Here is a 21,560-nt window from a genome sequence, read left to right as displayed (position 1 = left end):
CGTGGAGTCACCGAGATCCTTTCCCGCGGTGCGGGTCAGGACCTGGCAGGTTCTACTGCGGATGGAGACGGGGGACCATCACCTGGCCCCCACACCCTCGGGAATCCACGCGATGGTCTCGTCGTGGCTGCACCGGTCGCCGGGCAGCGGCGGTGGGGAGTCGCATTCCGAAGAACACCGGTACGCGGTGCGGTGGCGGCAGGTCAGCGAGTTCGTTGTGCTCGTGGAGCTGCGGCTGTTCGACGACGTCCTGACCCCGTTGCTAGTGGACCGCGTCGCCTTCGGGAAACGGGAGCGGCTCGGCATGGTGACGCTGCGGGTCGAGGGGATCCAGGAGGTGGCCTCGGCGAACCTCGCCGAGATCACGGGCAGGCCGTTGAAGGGGTGGCGGCTGCGATTCCCCGAGGGCGTCACCTTCAAACGCGGCGACTTTTTCATGCCCTGGCCCGATCCGTATCTGCTGCTGGGCAGCATTCAGCGGCGACTTGCGCTGATCTGCGGTCGGGGCCGCGGCGAGCGGCTGCCGCGGGAGGTGATGGCGTCGGTGTTTCCCACGCAGGTGGAGCTTCAGTCCGTGCGATGGAGCGAGGGAGATTCTCGGCGGGCCAGCCTTCTTGACGTCCGTGTCGCGATCGGGGAGGTCGACTGGCTCTGCACCGGCGACGCGGCCTCGTCGAGCCAGATCGACCGGCTTCTCCAGGTGGGGGAACTGATCGGCGTCGGGGCGAGAACGGCCTGGGGAACCGGTGTGGTGGAGATCGCGGACCGGATCCCGATGCGCGCGATCGCCGCGGGCAACAAACGCCATCCCCGGCGTGGCCCGTCTCGTCCGTCAGGAAGTGGTGAAGCCCGAAGAACCCCGTCCCCACGGTGTGTGGAGACTGGGGAGTGGGGGTTCGACGACGAGCGGCCAGGCGGGTCGCGGGATAGGAGGTTTGGCAGTGAATGACTACGCCTATGTCGAGGAGATCGACGAGGACCACGTCCGGGTGTGGCCGCTGGTCGACTCGGAACTCACGTGGGATGGAAAACCGGTTCTGACGAGGCAGAATGTTTTTACGTTCGAACCCGATGCCTGTGTCGATTACGAACCCGGAAATCCGGGGTATTACCGCCTGGTCGATATCGTCAAAGGCGAATCGCTCGAGATGTGTCAGCTCGGTGAACGGATCTCCGTGGACATCGCGAAACCCAACAAGAAACGCCGGATCCGGGAACGCGAACTGGAGATACCCAAGGGGAAAGAGTGGACGCAAAGCCTCCGCGACATGGCCTACGGGCGCGAATTCGAGATCCTGGGGACCGATCCGGAGCGGTTGTGCTGGGGCAAAGAGGGTGTACGAGCCTGGGTCAAGGCAGCCACGGAGGAGAGCCAATGCAGAAAGGCCAAAAAGGAGCGCAGAGAGGCCGAGAAAAAAAGAGCGAAAGATTCAGGAGAGACTGGACGAGTTCCACGATGGTGGAAACGCCTTCATCAATCCCTACACCTTCGTTCCGCTGCCCGACACAGTGAAACGGGACAAACCCCGCGGCCACGCGAATGCCGTCGAGGGCGGGCTGACCGGATATCTCGATGTGGAGTTCGCTTTCCGTTCCCCGCTCATGATGCCGGTGGACTGGAAAACCGCCACCGACACCCGGATCGAGGAATGCGTCACCGTGCCGGGATCCTCCGTGCGAGGCGCCGTCCGGTCGCTGTTCGAGGTGATCAGCAGCAGCTGCCTGTCCATACTCGACCCCGACTACCTACCAGTGCATCGAGAACACCTGGGCATGCACCTCGAAAAACAGTTGGCTGTGGTGGACGAGGTCGATTCCGACGGGAAAGTGATCTCGGTACTGCCCACCAGCAAGGTGGTGTGGATCCGAGCCAAGGCGCTGTGGCGCCTGTTCGGCGGGGCGGAGGGGCTGCGCTCCGGGGTGCGGATCTCCTTTGATGATTTTGATAAAAAATGCACCTGTCCGCGTAGCTGCGGTAACAAAGTGAACTTCGGTAACGAAGCGAACCAGGTAACTCGTGACCAGCTCACATCAAAGGGGGAATCCACGCTCACGAAGGGCGGCGACTGGGTGGTGCACGTCGCCGACGCCGGGGCGAAGAGCAGCCATCCCGCCGACCACATCTATGTGGCCGCGGGGAAACTCGAAACCACCCCGGTCAGGCTGGGCGAGAGGACCTGGGAGGGCTACCGGGAGCTGTGCAGGCGCTCGGTGGACGTCACCGGCGGTGAGCTCGCCCCCAAGGCGCCCGCATGGGATGCAAAGGACTGGCCGGAGGTGCTGGTCAAGCACAAGAACGGCACCACGATCGGGAAACGACGCAGGAGCGACGGCGCCCTGGCCCCGGGCGATTCGGTGTGGATCACCATGAGCAAGGGTGGCGAGAGTGTGGTCACCGGGCTCACGATGTCGTCGAGCTGGCGGAAGCTCGGGGAGGGCCCGATCCGCGAGCGGCTTCCCGACGAGTCCCTGCTGCCGTGCCGAGATCCGGATGAGCTGTGCCCGGCCTGCGCGACCTTCGGTTTCATCGAGGCCCGCACCGAGGGTCAGCGAGGCGACCAGGCGGAACACAACGCCTACGCCTCCCATCTGCGGTTCGGGGCCTTCGAAACCGACGCGCCGGTGTCGCTGCGGCTGGTGCTGCCCCCGCCGACCCGTTCCCCGCGCCCGAGCGCCGGGGCGTTCTACCTGGAACACCCCACAGCGGAGGGTGAGAACCGGGAGGCGGGTGTGGCCGAGCGAGGGAAACCGGCGTCCCACTGGGGCGGTCTGCGGAGCCGCTCCGGGATGCGGAGGATCGCTGGCCGCAAGTTCTACTGGCACGGCCAGGAGCCCGAGGGCACGAGCCTCACGCCCCGCCAGGTGCGTCGTGCTCACTACCCGAAGGAAGGCGCCCCCGACTGCCAGGAGACCAGGCGCTGGATCACCGAGGGAACCCCCGTCCTGAAGGGACGGATCCACTTCGAGAACATCGACGCCTGCCAGCTCGGGTTCCTCATGTTCGCGCTGGAACCCCAGGAACTCGCAGAACGTGCCGGTATCACCGTCAAAGGTGACCTTGCCATCCACCTCGGTGGCGGCAAGGGCCTGGGTTTCGGCACCGCCGTCGGTCGCATCACCGATACTTGCATCCAGGACGCCGCGGGCAGGTACCGGGCAGGTGCAGGGACGGTGGAGGTGGATCCGTGCAGCGCCGCCATGCAGGTCATCGACCCGGAGGCGCCGTGGATCACCGGACTCGTCAGGGCGCTCGGCACCAGCAGCGTCCCCGCTGATCGCATCTGGTACCCGACCATGGGCAACTTCACACGGCGGGGCAGCGAGGCGGAGCAGAAGGAGTTCGACAAGAGCTTCAAGTACTACGCCGAGTTCTCCGGAGGCAAGAACAACCAGATCAGGATGCGCACCCTTCCCAGGATCGACGACCCGATCCAGTACATGAGCAACGAGAAGTGAAAGGACCGGAGATGACGTGTTTCGCATCCATCGGGGTCAGTCAAATCCAGGGGTATCTCGCCCGGTCCCGCCGCCTGTGGGGACGCCGCGGCGCCTCCGACATGCTGGCCTACCTCACCGACACCAGCGGGGCCGCCGACTGCATCGAGGAACGCAGTTTCGAGACCGCGGGGGAGATCCTGCAGGGTTTCCCCGGGGTGACGGTCAACGATGACGCCGTTGACGTCGACTCGGTGCTGAACATCCGGGGCGAGGATCCTGGCGAGGTCCGCAAAGCCGCCGAGGCCCTCGCGCTCAACATCAAACTGCACCTGCCCGCCGCACACGTCCACACCACCTTCCGGGAGGTTGCCGGGTACGGCGATGTCATCCGCGCCGAGGACGACGACATTCCTGCCGAAACCAGGCAGTACCCGCCGTCGATGATCGAGTTTCCCCTGGCCCATCACTGCGACGAATGCTCCTCGGGTATGGCCTCGGAGGAAACCTCGGTGGGGGACGAGACGACGCGGCTGTGCGGCGACTGCGCCTCCCGTGCTCCGCGGAAGGGCCGCAACAGGCTCCTGAACTGGTCCCTGCTGGGCGGGGTCCAGCAGGGATTCATGGTGGAGCAGGTCATGCTTCGCGAGCTCCGGAAGCAGGAGAAATTCGGACATCTCACACAGGTGGAGCATTTCAAGGAGTTGGCGCGGCTCGGTGATCTCGGCTCCGAGGGGTCGCGCACCCACACCGGTAACCACGTCGCCACCATCTTCGCCGACGGCAACGGCTTCGGGAAGCTGTTCCGGGAGCTGAGGGCGGCTGCTGCGGATTCGGAGGACGGTCTGCAGGAGTTGCGGAGGGTGTCCAAGGCCGTCAAGGACGCCACGAAACTGGCGCTGCGCAAAGCCATCGAGGAGATCACAGACGACCGGGGCGCCGCGGCGAACCCCATGCCCGCCGTCCCGCACATCCTCGGCGGCGACGACGTGCTGGTGACCGTGCCCGCCACCAAGGCATGGCCCTTCCTAACCACATTCCTGAAACACCTGGAACAGGAAGCGGGCAGCGACACCTTCGGGCTGGGGGCGGGGAAGGTCAGCTTCTCCGCGGGCATGGTGATCTGCAAACTCGCCTACCCCATCGGCGACCAGGTGGAACTGGCCACCACCTTGCTGCGCACCGCCAAGGAAGCGGTGAGGGGCAACGACTGGTCATTCGCCTGGCTGGATGTCACCAACGAGGGCCCCACACCGTCGAGACGATTCCGCACCCTCGATGACTGGGGGCGGATTGAGGAACTGCGAGACCTGGCGCGTCGGCTCGGCGACGACGAACGCGGCAACGCGGCGCGCGCCACCCTGCGCCAGGAACTACGGATCAGGGACGAGAAGGACCGTACCCTGCACCTGAGACACCGGGCCAGCAGGCTGTCCGGGGCCGCGGACCTCCTGGACGCGGTGTTCGGAAGGAACTGGGAGCGGGCCACGAACCAGGGCACCGAGGAACTCTTGACGGTACTGAACATCATGAGGTGGTACGCATGACGACGACCAAGACCACGATCGAGCTGGACATCCGTTTCAACACCGCCTTCCGCATCTCCCAGGGATACGGGCAGGGGGAGGTCGACGACGTGATCGACGAGGAGAATCCGCTGCCAGCCACGTCGCTGAAAGGCGTCATGCGGGACGCCGCCCGCATGGTCCTGCCGGGAAAACGACGAGGCACGACATACGTCGACCATCACCTGGTGGATGCCGTGTTCGGGAAACGCGGCAGCGGCAGCTCTCCGTGGAACTTCTCGGACGGGAAACTTGACCACACGGATGAGCTTCGGGAACGGATCCGGGTGCGCTCCCGGGTGGCCATCGACGAGCGGCGTCGCGCCCGGGACGGGGCGTTGCTTTTCGCGGAGGAGCTGCACGCGGATCGGGCCACCGCGACGATCTCCCTGACCCAGCCCCTGCCCCCGGAGGAGCTGGAGACACACGTCGCGCTGCTGCACGTCGCCGCGCGACTGGTCGATGGGATCGGCGCCGACCGGCGTCGCGGCCTGGGATGGGTGAGCATCACCACCGACACCGACGACATCGAGGCAATGCTCACCAGGATCGAGCGGGCCAGGAACGGGCAGGCCGGAAACGAGCAGGTCAGGAGCGCATCATGAGCTGGTGGCGGGTAACTGTGACAAGCGAACAGGCGATCGTCATCGGCACCGGGGCCACCCGGGCCTTCCACACCCCAAGCCTCGGATACATTCCCGGTTCCACGCTGCGCGGGGCACTGGCCACCGCCTGGCGGATCCGGTACGGCGACCCGGATTCTGTCTTCCGGAAAACCTTCGACCACTCGGTGCGGTTCGGGCCCCTGCTGGCCGTGACGGGGGACGTCGCCAGCCAGTCCGTGCTGCGCCGCAAGTACGCCCCCGGCGACGGCGAATACGTCGACTGCGCCTTCGAGGATGCGGGGGATGCCGTGGGAGAACACCTCAAGGGCGATGTGATCTGGGGCGATAAGAACGCATTGAAGGTGGTGACCACCACCGCCATTGACCCCGAGAAACGCACCGCTCTCGACGGGAACCTGTTCTCCCGCGAGGCCCACCGTCGCCGGCAGACCTACCACGGCCTGATCCACGGCGACGAGAATCTGGTGGGGAGGTTGGTGGAGCTGGAATCCGCCAGCATCGGGGGTCGCAGAAGCGTCATGGGACGTGCCCGGATCCGGATCGAACCGACACCACCACCCGAGCTGCCCGCATCGGGGGATGTGGTGCTGCGCACCCTGTCGCCGACGATCCGCCTGAATGAGGCCGGCGCACCCACCCTCGAATGGAAAGGAATGAAAACCTTCGAGGGCTTTGAGGTCGTGGATGCCTGGGGTGGCAGGGTCGCGGGCGAGGGGATCAGCGGTTGGCATCTGGCGTCGGGCACCCCGAAACCCGGGGACATCGCCATCGCACCCGGGGCCGTCGTGAAACTGCGGGAACCCGACCGGAACAAGGTGCTGAAACTGCTGGAACGCGGCCTCGGGACCCGCAGGGCCGAGGGATTCGGATGGCTCGAACAGGTGACGACACCCTGGCGGCCACCCGGCGGGAAACCCGGCGAGGAACACACCGGGGGAGTCGCGACCCCGGATCTCGACGCCATGCTCGGCTGGCCGCTAGAGGACCGCAAGGCGGTGGCGGGCTGGCTGCAGGAACTGCGGGAGGGCGACTACACCAAGACCCTGGAGGGCAGGCGCGCCTGGCTGAACCTGACGGAGGGCCGGCGGGCGGCGGCCCGGCGCGTGATCCGCGACACCCCACAGGCGCAGCGCAACCCGTGGGCATCGAGGCTACGAGAGGGACGGAACTGACATGATTCTCACCTACATTCGAGTGACGATCCGCCCGTTGGGACCGTGGCGCGTCGGAGCGGTCGGACAGGACCAGGCCGCGCTCGAAACGCTGCGCGATAACGCCGGAAGGCCGGCGTTGCCGCCGTCGAGCCTGGCCGGTTCCTTCCGGGCCGGCATCGACGAGGCAGCCCGGGAACTCCTCATGGGTCAGGAGAAAACGAAGGACGGAAAACCAGACTTCCAGGCCTCTACGCTGTGGTTCCTCGGCACCCGGCTCACCGGCGGCGAGGAAGGACAGCCCGAGATCAGACGCCGCACCGCCACCGCCGTCGACCGGAACCGTCACGCGGCCCGCAACCACGGGTCGCACGACGTCGAGGAGGTCTACGACACCGAAACCATCCAGCTCTACCTGCGGCACGAGGGCGACCCCGCCAAGGCGCTACAGCTACTCGGACAGTGGCAGGTCACCATCGGAGGCGGAATCAGCACAGGCCTCGGGCACGCCAAGGTGACGGCCATCTCGTACCGCACCCTGGATCTGTCGCACCCCGCCGACCTGCTGGCCCGGGTCTCACTGCGAGACGCCGGACCGGACGCCCTCGACGCCCTGCTGCAAGGCGGCACCGACCACAAGGTGACCGCCGAGGAATCACCCACCCTCCTGGAAGCGACGATCCGCATCGACGGACTGAACCTTCCCACCCAAAACCTGAAGGATCAGCTGAGACCAGAGGACCACTGGTTCCACGGCACCCGGTGGAAGGGAATCCTCCGGGGAAGGGTGGAATACATCGGACGCAGCCTCGGCCTGGACATCTGCGGCGCGGAGGACCAGCAGTGGCGCGGCTGCGGGAAGTGCGCCGTCTGCGAGGTCTTCGGGTCCGGAGAAACCGGGGTGGGCAGGTGGAGTTTCCACTTCACCCCACTGAAACCCGACCACCCGGCGGGACGAACCCGCAACGCCATCGACCGTTTCACCGGAGGAGTGGCGGAGAAGAAACTCTTCCCCGAAAAGACGGTGACCTGCCAGGCGCGGCTGGTGATCGGACAACTGCGCGACGTCGAGGAACATCACGCCTGGGTGCTGAAGGCCCTGCTGCTGGCGCTGCGAGACCTGCAGGAGGGATACCTCGGAATCGGAGGCCGGACCTCGACGGGGCTCGGTTCGGTGCAGTTCAAAAAGCTGAAGCTCGGCGAAGAATTCCAGCGTTTCGCAATGACCACCACCCTGAAGGACATCGAGGGCATCACCGAAGCCGACATCGAACTGGAAAGAACCCACCGCTCACTGAAGGAGAAAGAGGAGAAGGAGACGCAGCATGCCTGAGCAGAAACGAACCACCGAAACCCGCTACCTTTCCGGACAAGGCGAGGTGGAATGGTCCCAACTGCGGGAGGAAGCGAGCGAACTCACCTGCGCCTGGGCCAACTACGACGGCTTCCACATCGGCCCCTGCCCCGACAAAGCACCCCCATACAGCCACATCTGGGGCTGGAGCCGCGACGGCGAGGTGCTGCTGCGCGGTCGAATCGACGCGGGCAAGGTGATAGCAGGATGGCTACGGAAAACCCCGAGCGGCGGGAAGAAAGAAAAGGAGGTGCCCACGATAACCCGGCAGGTCCTCACCTGGAAACCCGACCACGAACGCCTAAAAATCAACTTCGCAGGCGAAAAAGCACACTGGCCCGAAACAATGCAATCAGTGGAGGTGCTAGGAGAAAACCCGGTGACATTCATACAAGAAGAAAACCCTTCCTAAATCCGGTTGAGCCAGGACGTGATAAAGAGGCCCAGCTTCCTGCGACTCAGCATCGTGGAGACACCCTCAGGCAGGGGTGTTGGAGAACGACCAAAAACAGCCTCAGGTGTGTATGGCACGTGACGAGGGGTTTTACCCCATTGAGGACAGGATCTGTCCGCTACTTGGAGGGGGTGAGGAGTGGTGGTGTGTAAAACCGCCGCAACAGAGCTTGTCAGGACGGCGTGCCAAGAGGATAGGGATGTGGGGCGGGTCTGAAACCACCGCGAACCCTCAAGTTGCTCTTCGTAGTTGGGCGTGATGTCTTGGGTGGTCGCGTTGTGTTGCCGCGTCCGGTGGGTGTTCTTGACCTGCTGCCGAGGCCGGGCGGATAGCGGGCGTGACGCGACCCTGCAGTCGGGGTGGCCGGCGAGGGGCCTCGTCGCTTTCTACCATCATCCGTCGTCGATCAGTGCAGGCTGATCGCGTCAAAGTCGGACAAGTTGGTGCTCACACTCGCCACCGTGCACCGTGAACACGTAGACTTGACCACAGCTCGTGGCCCCTGCTTGAGGGGATGTCTCACACCACCCATCCCATCGCGGGGCCGCGAGCCCTTATGTCAACGACCCGCCACGCTCACCTACGGATTGCCGGAAGGGGATGGCGTCTGGGTGCACCGGGCCGCAGCGCAGGAGCTGCCCGTGACGAGGGCTTCTACCGGGGCCGTGGCGTTGGGACATGCTAGGTATCCAGATCGGGTGAGAAGGGAACAGCGCGGTGATCGTTGATGATCGAGGTGTCGCGATGAGTAGGAAGGACTGGCCGTAGCGATGAAGGCGAGGACGTGGGTCTTGGTGGCAGGTGCCGTCGGGGTGGCGGCATTGGTGCTCTGGTGGGTGTGGAGTGTGGTGTTTGCTGTGGAACCACCTGTGTTGCGTGACGGGGAGACGCGGGCATCATCGTCGGGGCGGTACACATCAGAGTTTCTCTCGGAGGAGATCGACGGGAAGCGCAATGTGTATCCGGTGATCAAGAATTCGGCGGGCGAGGTGGTATGGAGCGACGATCAGCGCTATCTCCTGAGCGCGCACCCGGTGGGGGTGGTGTGGCAGGAGGGTGCCGACGTGCTGTGGTTGCTGTCTGGTGATATTGGCACATCCCGTGTGGTGGAAAAGGACGGGAAGTGGGTCAAGGAGTGGGACTGGGACACGCTGCCTCCCGACATCAAGAAAATCAAGGATCACTGATGACGGCGGCGCTGTGTGCGGATACCGGACGCCCAGATTCCTGGGAACTGTCACGCGTCGTCGCCCCGACTGGGTGTCACGCTGATGAGCCAAGAAGCCATCGGCAGAGGCCGTGAGTGTCGAAACCGATCATGGATCAGCTGTTCTCCTCGGTTTCCTGCAACCATTTCCTGGTCGCTTCCCAAGTGGCCTGGTAATCGGCCTTGCGCAAAGCCCTTCGCCACGGTTTGACGGCACACGCCGACGCCCAGAACACGACGAGAGCGGCCAGCCCCGACGGCAGCGCCAGTACGGGTTCTTGCCACCAGCCGATAGCGACCCCAACAATGGGAGGAAAAACGAAAATCCAGACGGCATAGGCCCAGCCGCCGGGCCTCGGATTCCGGGCCCGCACCACCGCCGGATGCTCCGCCAATGCGACAAGCACGCTGCTCGTCGTTGTCGTCGCAAAGCCGATCAGGATCGCGGTCCCGAAACCAAGATCCAGGTGCAGCAGCCAACTGAGGAGATACAGCGCGCCGACGAGAAACGGAACCCCGACCAGCGACGACAGCAGCCGACTGAGCACGCTCGCCCACAGCGGTATGTCCTCCTGGAAGTCATCGTGGCCCTGGTCATCCCTGCGAATCACCCAGCCGTCGCTGAGCTTGTCCTCTCCGAACGTTTCCGCGGTCATCTCTTTCGCGGCTTCCCACTTGGCGCGCACCTCGGCCTGGCTGTCGCCCCGTTCCCACGGCTGTGACCACAGACCAACGACCCAGAACACAATGAGAGCGGCGAGGGCCGTCGGCAACGCGACGCGGGGCGACTCCCACCACCCGACGACGAAACCCACCAGCGGCGGCACCACGAAAATCCACATGGCGTAGGCCCAGCCACCGGGAGTCGAATGCCGGGCGCGCACCACCGCAGGTCGCTCACCCAGAGCCATCAGGATCTCACTGGCCACGGTCGTCACCAGCCCCAGCACCACAATGGCGCCGACGTCGGTTCCCGGCTGCATGATCAGGCCAAGCAGCCACAACACCCCCACGACCAGAGGTGCAATGACCACAGAGATCATCACATGCCCCGCCATGGCCTGCCCCAGAGTTGCGTATCCCGCCTCTTGCAGTTCTCGCCTTTCCTCCGCCATCGGATCACCTCCTTGGATCACGCCTCTCGGTGTTCTCGATACGCGAGAAACACCACGTTACGGCGCTCCATCTCGCGCACGTGAAGTCCTTCGCCACGGGCCTGACGACATCAGAATGCCGCAGCCCCCAGAATCGCACCTCCCTGGCGGAGAGTCAGCTCACTTTCGTCCAAGAAGTTGGTCAGTGGTGACGGCGCCGAGGGTCGGAAACAACGGTGATTCGCGTGATCCCGCTGCTCGGTGATGAGCCTGCGACATCAGAAATATAAATGGTTTTATCGCTTTAGAGCTGCGACAGATTCCGCGTGGGTGTCGTCTCTATTGACGCGCCCGAGGAGCCGAGTGGGGTGACGAATTTTCAAATGCGTCCAACGACCGGGCAAAAGGGCCAGTCAAACGGTGAATGGCCCGCGATGGCGTATTTGTCAACCTCCGGGCCTGTCGTGCCAAAGCGCTGACGAGGCTCGCGATCGTGTGCTGGAGTGTTCCGCGGTCCAAATTCCCTCACCAAGAGAGGACTGCTTCATGAAGATGACGCGTTTGTTCGCGGGTGCCCTGCTGGCCGTCGTGCCGCTCGTCGCGGCTCCGGTAAGTCAGGCCTCCGCCGTATCGGATGCGCCTCAGGCCGCCGTGCAGGGTGCCCCCGCGGTGGTCGTGCAAAGCAGTGCCGCATACTCCCGCACCATCCTGGTCAAGGTCAATGAGCTGCGCGCCAGCCTCGGGCTGAAACCCGTGACGCGCTACGTCCAGCTGGACTCAATCGCCCAGGACTGGTCTCAGCAGATGGCATCGAGGAACTCGATGTCGCATCGGCCACAGTTCTCCAGCAAATACCCGCAAGGGTGGAGCACGGCCTCGGAGAACGTCGCCATGCGAGGCGGCTCCGGGGGCGGTGACATCGGCGCCCGACTCTTCGAACAGTGGCAGAAGTCGCCGGGCCACTACGCCAACATGGTCGCCCCCGACGCGAACGCGCTGGGCATCGGCCTGGCCTACAACTCGTCCACCAAGTCCTGGTACGGCACCCAGAACTTCGCCAACTACAAGAACCCGGGCGGTTCTGGTCTCGTCGCCTCCTGACGAGGCCGAATCAACGTCTGCGACATCGGGGCGGTCCGGATCGGCTCAGCCGATCATCGGGCCGCCCCGATGCGTGGGTCATCGCGAGTGACCAGGCTCATCGCAGCTTCTTCTCGGTAGTCAAGAGGCCGACGATGGCCGCGACACGCCCGGAAAGTCACATAACCTGAGAATTTTTCAGGTAGTGATTCAGATTAATGAAACCCCTAGTCAAGTCGTACTTAACCATAGTTAGTCGTCGTTCGGTCGGTGGGTGCCTGGTTCGTCACGGCTCTGCGGGCCTCCGTGGTTGTGTTGTGGTGGAGGCAGTCCATTTTCCCTAGCCACGAGAGGACTGTTTCATGAAAATGACGCGTTTGTTCGCAGGTGCCCTACTGGCTGCCGTGCCCCTTGTCGCGGCCCCGGCTGCCCAGGGCGCCGTCGTTGGATCGGATGTGCCTGCCCAGGTCATTGAAGCCCCTGCGGGAGTCACTCAAAGCAGTGCTGCGTATGCCCAGACCATCCTGACCAAGGTCAATGAGCTGCGTGCCAGCCATGGACTGAAACCCTTGACCCGTTACGTCCAGCTGGATGCGGTCGCCCAGGACTGGTCCGAGCAGATGGCAGCGAGGAACTTCATGTCCCACCGACCGGATCCTGGCAGCCATTACCCGGCAGGAGCGAGTGGCGCTGCGGAGAATGTCGCCATGCGCAGCGGCGATGCTCCCGGTGAGGACATCGGCACCAAGATCTTCGAGCAGTGGCTGCACTCGCCGCGCCATTACGACAACATGGTGAATCGGGATCTGAACGCCTTGGGAATCGGCCTGGCTTACAACTCCGCCACCAATTCCTGGTACGCAACCCAGAACTTCGCCACGTATCAGGATCCTGCTGGGGCGGGTCTCGTCGAATCCTGACGAGAGCAATCCGACGCTCGTGAATCGGGGCGGTCCCTGATCGGTTCAGCCGGTCATCGGGACCGCCCCGATGCTGTGGAGTCGCGACCGCTCGGGGAAGAGCGCCAAGGTGTCAGGGCCCTAGAAGAGCGAGTGGCACGACGCCTATCCCATCCCTGCGACGATATGCGGCGGGCCCTGTGGTCACGACGAGCGTATCTGTGAGCCGACTGCCCAGCTTGCCGCGCAGCCAGTTCAGGTGACGAACATCGTCGTCGCCTATCGCAGAGGTGAGTTTTACCTCGATCGCGAGCAGCTCCCTCTCGGGGCCCTCGACGATCAGGTCGATCTCGTGATCACCACGTTTCGTCCTCAGATGTGAGACCACGGCATCTGAGACCTGTGCACACACGCGAACGGTCAGTGTCGTCAAAGCCTCGAACAAACGCCCGAACAAAGGAGCGCAGCCGGGGAAGATCACGTCGTCACGACCCTGCAGGAGGGCTCTCGCTGAACCATTCAGCAAACGCAACGACAATGCTGGATCCGCCAACTGGTGACGCGGGGAGGAAGCCAGCGCCCCGAGGTTGATTCCCAATGGCTGCCATGGGGGGACGGGGTCCAGGAGCAACATGCTCGTGAGCCAGTCGCGGTAACGAAGCGTGGTGGGTCGATTCGGAGGGGTGCCGTCGCCGATTGCCGCGGTGTTGCGGATTTTCTCATACGTGGTCGTGGTGGACTCGGCTGACGCATAGGAACGCAACCAGGACATGAGGGTTTCAGGGCGTCGCAGGACCGGATCGTCCTCCGTCCTCAATTCTTTCGAAGCCAGTCGCTGCAGGTAGCCGTCCAGCTGCATTCTGCGCAAGCGTTCCGGTAGGCCATGGATTCCAGGGAAGCCCGAGGCGGCTATTTCGTGGGCATAGTGATTTAGGTCGGCGGGGGTATCCCCGCTCAGTGCCCCAGCATCTCCCCGCAATAAGGCGTTCAGGGAGACCGTGGGATGTGCGCCCACCCGTTCACACAGGGCCATGGGTCTCATGCGAAGCGACACGATCCGGCCCGCCCCGGAGTGGATGGGGGCCCGGGGATTGGGGGTGGTACTTCCCGCCAGCAGGAAAGAGGCCGGCTGAGCGCCGTCGTCGACTGCCCGGCGAACCACGTCCCAGACGGTGGGCACGTGCTGCCATTCGTCGATGAACGTGGTGCCTGGCCCGGCCACTCGGGAGGGTTCGGCCGCGATTATTGCCCGCTGCGATTCGGAGTCCAGGGCCCAGGTGCGGCTGGCGCGGCGGGAAGCGGTCGCAGTTTTGCCGACGCCCTTTGGGCCATCAAGGGCGATTGCGGGAAGCCCGGGCATCAAATCGTCCAGGACCATGTCAAGGACTCGCGGACGGTACTCCATGAAATCCTATGATACAGATGGAACATCTTCTATGATACAAAAAGTACAGTCTTTGTTCGGCTCTTTGGGCAGTGGTGGAACGTGCCGGGCGGCTACGCCAACGTGGTCGCCTGATGCTGTGAGCAATGAATGGTTGACTGGCCCCGAAAGGGTGAGCGATGAGTGATTTCCGAAGGAAACTGGCGGACTTCTTCGATGCGGAGAACCGGCGGGACTGGGACAGCTACCGGGAGTTCCTGCACCCACAGGTCGAATGGGTCCTGGGGGAAGACGTCATCAAAGGGCGTGAGTGCTACTGCGAAACCATCATCGCTGCCTATGCGCAGTCGGCCTCCCGTTTCAGGATGCACCAGATGCTTGAAGCCGAAGACCATAGACGCATTGCCACGCTACTCGTGGATACGGATGGCAGGCGCTCACTGGACATCTTTGAGTTCGAGGATGGTCTGATCCGCCGGGAATGGGAGTTCCTGCTGGGGCGTGGCGCCGACTGGAACGGCAGATCCCTCATCTGTAGGAGGGGACAGGAAGAGGCCGACGAAATAGTGCTTTGACAAGGGGGTGAGCGGCTGGTCGCGGTGCCCACAGATGTTCCTGTGATGCAGATGGAACGCGCCCTGTGATACACAAAGTCCAGCCCCTGCGGTACAGATCGTGCAGGCTGTGGATGTGGAGAAGAAAGGGCGCGTGATGTGTGACGACGAGGTGAGCTACGACGCCGACCGGCTCCCGTCCCGCGACGAGACGCGGACGCTCTACGACTCCGTGGGATGGGCCGCCTACACCGACGACCTGGATGCGCTGATCCGCGGGCTGGAGAACTCAGCGGTCGTGGTCACCGCGCGATCGGGCGGCGAACTGATCGGCCTGGCGCGCATTGTCTCCGACCGGGCCACCATCGCCTACCTGCAGGACGTTCTCGTCCATCCCTCCTTCCAGCGTCGCGGAATCGCGACAGCGCTCGTCAACCGGGCCTTCGCTCCCTTCAGTCGGGTGCGCCAGCACGTGCTCCTGACCGACGCCGAGCCGGGACAGCGGGCGTTCTACGAGTCGATCGGTTTCACCGAGATCCGCGACCTCCCCGGGCAGGGGTGCAGGTCGTTCGTCCGTTTCATTCCGTGATGTGTCGAACCCGGCAACCAGGACCTCGTGGGTGATTCCTGGGTGCATGACGCGCAGCAATCGGATGTGGAGGGTTTCTCCGCGGAAACCGCGGGTTCGTGCGCTGGAAAATGCCATTTCCGCCTGTCAGCCTTTCGGCCAGATGAGCATCTCGGATGTTCAAAACACCCATATCCTGAGATTTTCTTGGGGCTTCTCAGGTGCCGGTTGGAGGGGTTAAAAGCCCATGTAAAGGGGGTTTGGCGCTCGTTCCTGCCTGAAAGTTACGTATCGGAACCTGAAAAAAAATCAGGGAAGTGATTGGATGAATGGGTGTTTGCCCCCCAACTGAGAGGACTGCTGATGAAGCCGATGAAGATGGCTCGTCTGTCTCTGGTGGCGCTGCTGGCCGCTGTGATTTCGTTTTTCTCCTTGGCTGCTCACGCCGAGGCGACCTCACAACGGCCCGCCGTTCTCCCAGCGGACGTCAACAGCAAGGGCGCGGAGTACGCCGGGACAATCCTGAACAAGGTCAACGAACTGCGAACCGGCCTGGGGCTGAAGCCTGTGACCCGGATCGCTGAGCTGGATGCGGTCGCACAGGACTGGTCCGAGCAGATGGCCTCCCGGAATTCAATGGAGCACCGTCCGAACTTCACTGACCACTACCCGCAGGGCTGGAAGGGAGGCTCCGAGAACGTCGCGTGGCGCAGCGACGGCGGTGACGTCGGCGCGTTGCTGTTCGAGCAGTGGCGGAACTCGCCGGGCCACTACACCAACATGACCGACCCCAATGCGGACTCCTTGGGGATCGGAATCGCCTACAGTGCGGGAAGTGGAAGCTGGTACGCCACCCAGAACTTCGCAACGTACGGTGACCCGCAGGCCGCAGGACTGACTGTGAGCGATGGGGGAGCCGGACGAGCAGGAGCAGAAAACGCGGAGAACGCCCGCGGTGTCAACGCTGTCTCGGCCAACGAGGCCGCCGACTCCGGTGAGAAGAGGACGTCCAGGGGCGGGGAGCGGAAGCCCGTTGAAGCGACGACGTCCGCCACTCCGACGAAGGAGACCCAAAGCGCCGAGGCCACGGAGGCCTCGATCCCCCGCAAGGCCGGACTGCCGAAGACTGGTGCTCAGGCCCTCATGTGAACGTGCGGGAAACCGGACCGCGTGCTTCCGGGCGGGTAGCCTCGAAGCTGGGAACCACCACCGCGGGGCATTCCCCTCGCTCCCGGTGGTGTGATTCCCTCGCGGTCCGGTTTTTCGTTTTCCTTCATGCGGTCGTAGTCGACTCGCTTCGGCTCAGCCCACTCGCTGAGATGCTCGCGCCGCGTTTCTATCCATTCCGGTGAGAAGTCCGGGCGGGTTCACTGCGGTGGGCTCAATCGATTCGGAGTTCACCCATGGCGCCCCAGTCATCACCGTCGACGGTGCGCGAGATGATCTTGGGGGTGGCGGTCAGGAAGGGGCGCATGGTGTTGAGTCCGGCCTTGAAGTGGTCGGAGGTGACGTGGGCTTCGGCGGCGTCGTCGTTGAAGGCCTCGACGAGGACGAACTCGTTCGGGTCCTCCACGCTGCGGGACCATTCGAACCACTTGTTGCCGGGCTCGGCACGGGTGGCGGAGGTGAACGGTCCCACCGCCTCGATGAAATCATCAGCCAGCTCGGGTTTCACGGGAAATTTCACGACGATCAGGATCATGCCGTCAACTCTATGTCCTGCCCGGGCAGGCTGGGGCGCGTGGCCGGGCTGCTGTCCGGGTGTCAGGAGCGGCTTCGACTCGGGTCGTTCGTTCCTTGCGTCGCGGATCAGCTGATGTCAATGATGCTCGTCGTCATCAGGCGTCGGTTTTCTCTCGTGCGAGGCGGCGTTTTTTCTTCCGCTTGGCGTATCGCCAGCTGTAGCTCACGCATCCAGTGACGATGATGTAGAGGAGTGTTATTTCTACCACTCCGATGTTGGCCCCTCCGAGGGAAATAAAGGAAGCGAGCAGGGGCGGAAGGAGAAGGCAGATCAGAATCGAGAGTATCAGTCGAACAATCACGCGCATTGCCTGTCGTCCTTCTTTCTGCTTGCGTCAATCCGAAATCGTTGAAATTTGTGCTGTTTCGTTTGTCGATGCCGCTGCTGTTCCGGCGGGTAGTAGTTCTAAGTGCAGCGATATTTGAGGATGCAGTACTTGACCCTGAGCTGAACTCAAGAGCTGGAAGGCGCATCGCCTCGATGGAGTCATTACCCTGCTCGGACATCGCGGGAAATTTCACGACGATCAGGATCATGCCGTCAACTCTATGTCCTGCCCGGGCAGGCTGGGGCGCGTGGCCGGGCTGCTGTCCGGGTGTCAGGAGCGGCTTCGGTGCGGGTCGTTTGTTCCTAGCGTCCCGGATCAGCTGAGTTCAATGGGCGATTGATGCTCGCTGCAGTCAGGCCGTGGTTTTCTTCTGTGAGTGGTCCTTCTTTCTCGTGCGATCGGTGCGCCGCCAGAAAAAGATCACGCAGCCCAGCGTAACGATGTTGAGAAGTATGAGCTCGAATAGGCCGATTGCGGCCCCTCCCAGGGCAGAAAGAAGAATGACGAACAGCCCCAGGAGAAAAAAGTAGAGCAAAATCGAGAGTATCAGCCGGACAATCATGCGCATCCTTGTTGCCTTTCTAGTTGCTGCCCCCCGGGTTGTCGTCACTATCACCGTACCCTTCCCTGCCGGGGCGCTCACGTGACAGGGGTCTCCCGGAATACACCGGGAGACCCCTGAGGTCTGTTCGCTGACGACCGGTGCGGATCTTCAGATGCGCAGGTCGTCGGTCAGTGGCGTCGGGTGTCCGAAGCGATGGTTGGTCACCGACACCGCCTGCTCGTGCACGTAGGGCAGCAGCGCCAGGCGACCCGGGTAGAGGGTCGGGCCCGCGTGGACACTGACGTCGATGGAACCGCCCACCGCGGTCAGCAGGTCCCGCTCACCCAGGTGCCGCACCCGGCCCCGGACGTTCCGGTCGAACCGGTCGTCGCTCTTCACCTCGACCGTCAGGCCGAGACCGGTCAGCACCTCCGACAGCTCCCCCGACGGGGCGTCGCGGAACGAGAAGGTCGCTGCGGAACCGGTAACCAGGGCCGCCGAGGCCTCCCGCAGCACACGCAGCGGGTCGTCGACCTCCACCCGGACCGTCACCGGCGTGGGACGGTACCGGAACGCGTTGATCTCCGCCTTCAGAGCCGACGGGTCGTGCGAGACCCCGAACAGGGTCCGCCAGGCCGCCTGATCCGAGGTAGCCGCGACGTTGAGCTGTTCGAGCTGCTGCTCGTCGAGCACCCGGGCGGCGGCCCGGAAGAGATGCACAAGTTTCGGATCGGTGAGGGCGCCGGAGGGGCCGAGGTCCTTCGGCTCCCAGGAACCGAAGCCCACCACGTAGTTTGGGCCACCGGCCTTGCCCCCGGTGCCGACCGCGGAACGCTTCCACCCGCCGAAGGGCTGACGCCGCACGATGGCCCCGGTGATCCCGCGGTTCACGTACAGGTTGCCGGCCTTCACGCGGTCCAGCCAGAACTGGATCTCCTCGGCATCGAGGGAGTGCAGACCAGCTGTCAGGCCGTACTCGGTGCCGTTTTGCCACTCCACGGCCTGTGCCAGGTCGCGGGCCGCCATCAAGCCGAGCACCGGCCCGAAGTACTCCACCTGGTGGAAGGCGCTGCCCGGTCGCACTCCGGTCCGGATGCCCGGACGCCACAGCCGGTCATCAATGCGTTGCGGTTTCAGCAGCCACGTCTGCCCGTGCTCCAGCTCGGTGAGACCGCGCCTCAGTTTCTCGCCCGGCACCTCTGTGAGCGGACCCATCTGGGCAGCCGGATCCTCCGGCCATGCCACGGTCAACGACGATGCGGCGTCGACGATCTGATCCAGGAGACGCCGCGACTTGGCCACCGATCCGACCAGGATGCCCAGCGACGCGGCGGAACACTTCTGCCCCGCGTGCCCGAAAGCGGACGCCACCAGGTCGGCGGCTGCGAGGTCCAGGTCAGCCGACGGGGTGATGATCAGCGCGTTCTTGCCAGAGGTTTCGGCCAGCAACGACAGGTTGGGCCGCCAGGAACGGAACATCTCGGCGGTCTCCGCCGACCCGGTCAGCACGACCAGTTCGACACGTTCGTCACGCACCAGCTTCTCGCCGAGCGCACGATCACCCATGACGACGTACTGCACCAGGTCGCGCGGCAGGCCCGCCCGCCAGCACGCCTCGGCCAGCAGCGCCGCGCAGCGACGCGACGGGGAGGCGGGCTTCAACAGCACCGCCGACCCCGCGGCCAGTGCGGAGGCAACCCCGCCCAGCGGAATCGCGATCGGGAAGTTCCACGGCGGAATGACCGCGGTGACCTGCGGGGGACGGTGCGCGGCGCCGTCGACCTCCTCCCCAGCGAGGGAGGCGTAGTAGTGGGCGAAGTCGCAGGCTTCGGAGACCTCGACGTCCGCCTGGTCGATGAGCTTGCCCACCTCGTCGGCGGCGACCGTGATCAGTTCGGTGCGCATCGCCTCCAGTTCGACACCCAGCCGGTGCAGCGCGGTGGCGCGTTCCGTAGCCGGGGTCGCGGCCCAGCGCTTCCCTGCGGCGACGGCTGTTGTCAGCACCTCGTCGAGGGCTTTGGCGGATGTCAGGGTGCCCTTGGTCACGGTGTCGCCGCCGAGATCGGGGGCGGGCAGCGACTCGCGGATGGAATCGGCCCACCGCTGGTTGCTGAGCAGCGCGGGGTCGGTGTCGGAGGTATTGGTGAACACGGACGTCGGTTCGCTGCGTTCCTGGACCGCCCAGGCGCTCGGGGTGGGGGAACCGATCAGCGCGACGGCGTCGCGGTAGCGTCCCTCCTCCTTGTCGAGGAAGGCGATGTCGTGGCCGAGGGAGGCCGCCCCGGACATGAAGTTCTCCGGTGCGGCGTTTTCCTCCAGGCGTCGCACCAGGTAGGTGATCGCGGAATCGAACTCGCTGCGCGGCACCACGGGAACGTAGAGCCGCAACGAACCCATTTCGTCGAGGATCACCCGCTGCAACGGCACCGCCATGCCTGCCAGCATCTCGATGTCGAAGCCCGACGTGATGCCGCGGGCCTTCGCCAGTTCGACGGCGGTGGCGAGGCTGTAGATGTTGTGGCTGGCCGAACCGACGTAGAGGGTCTTGATGGAGTCGGGGGTCAGGAGCCGGTCGAGGGCGCTGAGGTAGCTGGCGTCGGTCTCGACCTTCGACGGCAGGATCGGGTTTGGCCAGCCGCGCAGCTCCGCCTGGGTGCGTTCCATCGCCAGGTTGGCGCCCTTGACCAGACGCACCCGCAGCGGAATGCCGCCCGCCTCGCAGCGGCGTCGTGCCAGTTTCTGGATGTGCTCGATCATCAGCGGCGACTCGCGCAGGTAGGCCTGGACTGCCAGGCCCATCCTCAGGTTCGGCAGTTTCATGGCGAACCGCTCGAACACCTCAAGGGTGAGGTGGAGGTCGCGGTACTCCTCCATGTCGAGGTTGACGAGCTTGCCCGACCTGTTCGCGGCCTCCATGAGCGGGCCGAGACGAACCACGGCCTCCTCCACCGTCGCGTCGTGGGCCCACGGCGAATGGGGACCCATCACCGAGGACACCTTGATGGAGACGTAGTCGACGTCGGGTCGGTTGAGCAGTTCAATGGTGCGGTTGAGTCGGGAGGACGCGTGCTCGTCGCCCAGCACGGCCTCACCGAGGAGGTTGATGTTCAGGCTCGCACCGCTCCTGCGCAACCTGGCCAACGCCGGCCCGAGATCGCGACCGATGTCGACGACGAGGTCGCCCAGCAGCAGGGAGAAGGCACGACGCACCGCGGGCAGCATCGTCCGGGGCGCGGGGGCGACGCCGAGACCGAGGCCGGCGCGCAGGTAGGGGGGCAGGAAGGGGACGGACTGCCGGGCCAGACGCGCCAGATTCTTGGCTGCCACCGCCGGGTCCTCGGGGCGCAGAACGCCGTCAACGAATTCAAGGGTGAAGCGGAGCCCATCTGGATGGTCGAGCGCGCTTGCCAGCAGCTTTGCTGCGCGGGGTTCCGGGTGGGCGAGGGAGCGCTGCGCCCAGCGTCGTGCGGTGCGCACAGCCTTGTCCGTCAATGCTTGGTTGGTCACGTTGCTCACAGGGATAATCTTGCCCCACGCGCCGGCCACGCGGGCAGGGAAGGTGGGATTTAGGAC

The 21,560-nt window shown here is 64.4% G+C and carries 19 protein-coding genes; 13 read left to right on the top strand and 6 right to left on the bottom strand.

The window, feature by feature from the left end; all coding sequences use genetic code 11:
• The first annotated feature begins 1 nt into the window (after position 1).
• The 8 genes from cas6 to V7R84_RS12610 all read left to right on the top strand — a co-directional run bounded on the left by cas6 (position 2) and on the right by V7R84_RS12610 (position 9,772).
• Entirely contained in the window at positions 2-949 is a 948-nt protein-coding gene (cas6, locus tag V7R84_RS12645) for a CRISPR system precrRNA processing endoribonuclease RAMP protein Cas6 (RefSeq protein ID WP_338569605.1), read from the top strand.
• Positions 950-1,050: 101 nt separating this feature from the next.
• Positions 1,051-3,456, top strand: coding sequence for a TIGR03986 family CRISPR-associated RAMP protein (locus tag V7R84_RS12640; protein ID WP_338569603.1), 2,406 nt, complete (start codon positions 1,051-1,053; stop codon positions 3,454-3,456).
• A gap of 11 nt (positions 3,457-3,467) precedes the next feature.
• Entirely contained in the window at positions 3,468-4,982 is a 1,515-nt protein-coding gene (locus V7R84_RS12635) for a Cas10/Cmr2 second palm domain-containing protein (protein ID WP_338569600.1), read from the top strand.
• The gene (locus tag V7R84_RS12630) at positions 4,979-5,605 is read left to right on the top strand and encodes an RAMP superfamily CRISPR-associated protein (protein ID WP_338569599.1); all 627 of its coding nucleotides are present in this window, start codon (positions 4,979-4,981) and stop codon (positions 5,603-5,605) included. The genes V7R84_RS12635 and V7R84_RS12630 overlap by 4 nt, the downstream gene beginning before the upstream one ends.
• Positions 5,602-6,798, top strand: coding sequence for an RAMP superfamily CRISPR-associated protein (locus V7R84_RS12625; RefSeq protein ID WP_338569596.1), 1,197 nt, complete (start codon positions 5,602-5,604; stop codon positions 6,796-6,798). Before V7R84_RS12630 ends, V7R84_RS12625 begins: the two co-directional genes overlap by 4 nt.
• Position 6,799: 1 nt before the next feature.
• The gene (locus V7R84_RS12620; RefSeq protein WP_338569595.1) at positions 6,800-8,110 is read left to right on the top strand and encodes an RAMP superfamily CRISPR-associated protein; all 1,311 of its coding nucleotides are present in this window, start codon (positions 6,800-6,802) and stop codon (positions 8,108-8,110) included.
• Positions 8,103-8,543 (top strand): hypothetical protein, encoded by a 441-nt coding sequence (locus tag V7R84_RS12615; RefSeq protein WP_338569593.1) that lies wholly within the window; start codon positions 8,103-8,105, stop codon positions 8,541-8,543. Before V7R84_RS12620 ends, V7R84_RS12615 begins: the two co-directional genes overlap by 8 nt.
• An 812-nt stretch (positions 8,544-9,355) precedes the next feature.
• Positions 9,356-9,772, top strand: coding sequence for a hypothetical protein (locus tag V7R84_RS12610; protein WP_338569590.1), 417 nt, complete (start codon positions 9,356-9,358; stop codon positions 9,770-9,772).
• Between the two features lie 136 nt (positions 9,773-9,908).
• On the opposite strand, the gene V7R84_RS12605 is transcribed toward V7R84_RS12610, so the two are convergent.
• Entirely contained in the window at positions 9,909-10,907 is a 999-nt protein-coding gene (locus V7R84_RS12605) for a hypothetical protein (protein WP_338569588.1), read from the bottom strand.
• 525 nt (positions 10,908-11,432) lie between these two features.
• Here V7R84_RS12605 and V7R84_RS12600 point away from each other — a divergent pair.
• Together V7R84_RS12600 and V7R84_RS12595 are read left to right on the top strand one after the other, a co-directional pair.
• Positions 11,433-11,987: a CAP domain-containing protein gene (locus V7R84_RS12600; RefSeq protein WP_338569585.1), complete on the top strand. Its 555-nt coding sequence runs from the start codon at positions 11,433-11,435 to the stop codon at positions 11,985-11,987.
• A gap of 341 nt (positions 11,988-12,328) precedes the next feature.
• Positions 12,329-12,886, top strand: coding sequence for a CAP domain-containing protein (locus V7R84_RS12595; RefSeq protein ID WP_338569582.1), 558 nt, complete (start codon positions 12,329-12,331; stop codon positions 12,884-12,886).
• Positions 12,887-12,998: 112 nt separating this feature from the next.
• Here the strand turns inward: V7R84_RS12595 and V7R84_RS12590 are convergent, their stop codons facing one another.
• Positions 12,999-14,270 carry an ATP-binding protein gene (locus V7R84_RS12590; RefSeq protein WP_338569580.1) on the bottom strand — a complete coding sequence of 424 codons (1,272 nt, stop codon included), beginning with the start codon at positions 14,268-14,270 and terminating at the stop codon, positions 12,999-13,001.
• A 158-nt stretch (positions 14,271-14,428) separates the two neighbouring features.
• On the opposite strand from V7R84_RS12590, the gene V7R84_RS12585 reads away from it, so the two are divergent.
• The 3 genes from V7R84_RS12585 to V7R84_RS12575 all read left to right on the top strand — a co-directional run bounded on the left by V7R84_RS12585 (position 14,429) and on the right by V7R84_RS12575 (position 16,520).
• Positions 14,429-14,824: a nuclear transport factor 2 family protein gene (locus V7R84_RS12585; RefSeq protein WP_338569577.1), complete on the top strand. Its 396-nt coding sequence runs from the start codon at positions 14,429-14,431 to the stop codon at positions 14,822-14,824.
• Between the two features lie 115 nt (positions 14,825-14,939).
• The gene (locus V7R84_RS12580) at positions 14,940-15,392 is read left to right on the top strand and encodes a GNAT family N-acetyltransferase (protein WP_338569575.1); all 453 of its coding nucleotides are present in this window, start codon (positions 14,940-14,942) and stop codon (positions 15,390-15,392) included.
• A gap of 342 nt (positions 15,393-15,734) precedes the next feature.
• The gene (locus V7R84_RS12575) at positions 15,735-16,520 is read left to right on the top strand and encodes a CAP domain-containing protein (protein ID WP_338569572.1); all 786 of its coding nucleotides are present in this window, start codon (positions 15,735-15,737) and stop codon (positions 16,518-16,520) included.
• 232 nt (positions 16,521-16,752) lie between these two features.
• Here the strand turns inward: V7R84_RS12575 and V7R84_RS12570 are convergent, their stop codons facing one another.
• The 4 genes from V7R84_RS12570 to V7R84_RS12555 all read right to left on the bottom strand — a co-directional run bounded on the left by V7R84_RS12570 (position 16,753) and on the right by V7R84_RS12555 (position 21,503).
• Entirely contained in the window at positions 16,753-17,073 is a 321-nt protein-coding gene (locus V7R84_RS12570) for a putative quinol monooxygenase (protein WP_338569570.1), read from the bottom strand.
• Between the two features lie 107 nt (positions 17,074-17,180).
• Entirely contained in the window at positions 17,181-17,651 is a 471-nt protein-coding gene (locus tag V7R84_RS12565) for a hypothetical protein (RefSeq protein WP_338569568.1), read from the bottom strand.
• Between the two features lie 144 nt (positions 17,652-17,795).
• Positions 17,796-18,011: a hypothetical protein gene (locus V7R84_RS12560; protein WP_338569565.1), complete on the bottom strand. Its 216-nt coding sequence runs from the start codon at positions 18,009-18,011 to the stop codon at positions 17,796-17,798.
• A 144-nt stretch (positions 18,012-18,155) separates the two neighbouring features.
• Positions 18,156-21,503 (bottom strand): bifunctional proline dehydrogenase/L-glutamate gamma-semialdehyde dehydrogenase, encoded by a 3,348-nt coding sequence (locus V7R84_RS12555; RefSeq protein WP_338569563.1) that lies wholly within the window; start codon positions 21,501-21,503, stop codon positions 18,156-18,158.
• Between the last annotated feature and the right edge of the window lie 57 nt (positions 21,504-21,560).

The organism is Arachnia propionica (genome assembly GCF_037055325.1).
Taxonomy (GTDB): Bacteria; Actinomycetota; Actinomycetes; order Propionibacteriales; family Propionibacteriaceae; genus Arachnia.
This window is presented reverse-complemented; position numbering and strand designations above follow the sequence as displayed.